We start from the raw sequence: 3,197 nt of genomic DNA, 5'->3' as shown, positions 1-3,197 counted from the left end.
GTACAGGTTGCCTTCGCCCACTTCAGCGAACTGGACCACATTCTTGAACTCGGTCATGAAGCCCATGATGTCCCTGGAATCCATGAGCCCGAACGAGGACTCCGGCAGTTCTCCGATCCGGTAGTCCTTCAGGTGGACCATGGCCGTGCGGCCGGCGTACTTCTGCAGCGTCCGGACCGGGTCCAGGCCGCCGCGCTGCACCCAGTGCACATCGATTTCCATGCCCATAGCCGGGGAGTTCTCGGCAATGATGTCCAGCATGAATTTGCCGTCGAACTTCGCGAACTCGATGTGGTGGTTGTGGTAATACAGGCTCAGGCCCTGTTCCTGCAGGCGCTGCGCGTACTCGTTGGCCTCCTTGGCGAAATCAACGACTGCCGCGATTGACTTCATGGCCGGGAACGGCAGCATGCCGATCCGCAGGAGGCTGGAGTCCAGGCGTTTGGCGTCCGCCACGATCTTGTCGAAGTGCTCCGCCAGGGAGTCCCCGGGACGGCCTTTGGGGGTCTCCATCGCGACGGACAGTGCCGCGATGTCCATGCCCAGTTCGCTCCGGGCGCGGTCCAGCTCGGCGACGTTCTCCGGGGTCATCGGGATCTGGGAGATCTCGACGGCGTTGTATCCGATCGCGCTCACCTTGCGGAGCGTCTCGAACGCCCCCACTTCGGCGAAGCTGTCTTTCAGCATCATCGCTTGTACGCCAATTTTGGCCACTGTATTCCTCCGTGGTGTTACGGACCCGCAAGGGCCCTTCGTGCCGGTTAGGTGCTGCCGCCAAGGCGCCGGCCGTTCTGCCTGACGGCGCGGGTGGCCTCAGGCGAGGGCGCCCGCTTGTTCGTGCTGCATGCGCTGCGTTTCGAGCAGGCGGTGCCGGTCCGCGCGGCGCTGTTCCTGCCGGTCCGGGTCCGGGACCGGGGAGGCGAGCAGCAGCCGCTGGGTGTAGGGGTGGTCGGGGTCGGTGGTGACGACGCCGGCCGGGCCTTGTTCGACGATCTCCCCGTGGTACATCACGGCGACGCGGTGGCTGATGTGCCGGACGACGTCGAGGTCGTGGGAGACGAAGAGGTAGGACACACCGGTGTCCTTCTGGATCTGCAGGAACAGGTCCAGCACCCGGGCCTGGGTGGAGAGAACCAGTGCGCTGACCGGCTCATCGCAGACGATCAGCTTGGGCGAGAGGGCCAGGGCGCGGGCGATCGCCACGCGCTGGCGCTGTCCGCCGCTGAATTCGCGCGGCAGCCGGTTGATGGCGTCGGCGGGCAGACCCACCTGGTCCAGCAGTTCCCTCACACGCTTTTTGGCCGCCGTGGCGTCCATGCCCTGCACGCCCAGTGGTTCGGCGAGGATGTCGCCGATCTCCAAGGCCGGGTTCAGCGAGGTGTAGGGATCCTGGAACACCACCTGCAGGTCACGGCTCAGGACCCGCCGGTCCTTGCGGGTGGCGCGGCTGATGTCCTTGCCGTCGAAGCTGATCTTCCCGCCGGTCACCGGGGCCAGCCCCAGGATGGCGCGGCCCAGCGTGGTCTTGCCGGAACCGGACTCCCCCACCAGGCCGAGGGTTTCGCCGCGGCCGATGGTGATGTTGATGTCCGTCAGGGCGCGGAAGGGCTTGGCCCGGAACTTCTTGCTGGGGTACTCGACGATCAGTTGGTCTACCGCGAGCAGCGGAGCGCTGTCGGTGGGGCTCATGCGACTGGCTCCTTCTGGCCGGTGTAAACGAGCATGGACATGGGTTCCTTGCCCTCAAGCATCGATGCCAGGAGCGTTTGCGTGTAAGGCTCCTGCGGATTGCGCAGGATGTCACGGACGGATCCTTCCTCCACGAGCCGGCCGTTCTGCATGACAGCCACACGGTCGCAGAGGTCCGCCACCACCCCGAAGTTGTGGGTCACCAGGATGACGCCGATGTTCAGGCGCTGCTGGAGCTCGCGCAGCAGGTCCAGCACGTCCGCCTGCACCGTGACATCCAGGGCCGTGGTGGGCTCATCGGCAATAACCAGGTCCGGTTCGCAGCTGATGGCGCCGGCGATCAGGACGCGCTGGGCCATGCCGCCGGAGACTTCGTGCGGGTAGGCGTTGAAGGTCCGTTCCGGGTTGGCGATTCCGACGTCGGTGAGCAGCTTCAATGCCCGCCTCCTGGCCTCGGCCTTGGAGATGCCGAGGACGCGGACCATGGGCGTCACGAGCTGGTAGCCGATGGTGAAGGCCGGGTCCAGGTTGCTCATGGGCTCCTGCGGGATGTAGGAAATCCGCCTGCCGCGCAGTTTGGACAGGCGCTCCTGGCTGACGCGCTCCTCGCCCGGGGCAACGGTGTAGTTGCCGTCGAACTGGATGGAGCCGGCCACGATGCGGGCATTGTCCGGCAGCAGCCCCAGGATGGAGAAGGCGGTCTGGGACTTGCCCGAACCGGATTCGCCCACGATGCCCAGGATCTCGCCGCGGTCCACGTGGAAGGAGACGTCGTCGACGACCTTCTTGATGGAACCGTCTGCCTGCGGATAGCCGACCCCGAGATTGGTCACCTTGACCAGGTGGTGTTCGGTTCCGGGGTCGACGGCGGCCACTGACTTCCGCGACGGGCGGGCGGCGGCGGCCGGCGCCGTCGTGCGTTTGCTGATGCCGTTTCCCCTTGGCTTCTTGCGATGCGTGATCTTTTCGCCGTCTTCAAGGGCATCGCGGATGGCGTTGCCCAGCAGGACCAGGCCGCCGATGGTCAGCGCCATGGCCAGTGCCGGCCAGAAGAGCAGCGTGGGAGTGAGGTAGACGTTCTTGAAGCCCTCCGAGAGCATCACGCCCCAGGTGGCCTTGGTGGGGTCGCCCAGGCCGAGGAATTCCAGACCGGACTGAATGGCGATGGCCACGCCAGCGATCGCCGCGGTCTGGATGATGATGGGGGCGCGGACCACGGAGAAGATGTGGCGGGCGATGATGCTGAGGTCGGACAGCCCGGAGACCCGTGCCGCGTCGACATAGAGCTCGTTGCGCACCGACTGGACGGCCGTGCGGGTCAGCCGGAAGTAGGACGGGCTGATCAGGATGCCGAAGGCGATCATGGACATCCAGACCGAAGGGCCGAAGGCCGCCCGGATGGTCAGCAGCACGATCAGCCCGGGGAGGCTCATGAGGATGCCGACCACCCAGTTGGAGACTGCCTCGAATTTGCCGGCGTAGTACCCGGCGACCAGGCCGGACGGCAG

Annotated in this window: 3 protein-coding genes; all 3 read right to left on the bottom strand. The window is 66.0% G+C overall.

Annotated features, from left to right (window positions below; all coding sequences use genetic code 11):
- On the bottom strand, positions 1-690 hold a 690-nt coding region (locus LQV45_RS22540), incomplete at its 3' end, for a sugar phosphate isomerase/epimerase (protein WP_230008908.1).
- 123 nt (positions 691-813) lie between these two features.
- Positions 814-1,689 carry an ATP-binding cassette domain-containing protein gene (locus tag LQV45_RS22535; protein WP_230008907.1) on the bottom strand — a complete coding sequence of 292 codons (876 nt, stop codon included), beginning with the start codon at positions 1,687-1,689 and terminating at the stop codon, positions 814-816.
- Positions 1,686-3,197, bottom strand: a 1,512-nt coding sequence (locus tag LQV45_RS22530; protein WP_230008906.1) for a dipeptide/oligopeptide/nickel ABC transporter permease/ATP-binding protein, incomplete at its 5' end; no start/stop codon positions are given. The genes LQV45_RS22530 and LQV45_RS22535, both read right to left, overlap by 4 nt.

This window comes from Microbacterium sp. Bi128 (assembly GCF_918698205.1).
This window is presented reverse-complemented; position numbering and strand designations above follow the sequence as displayed.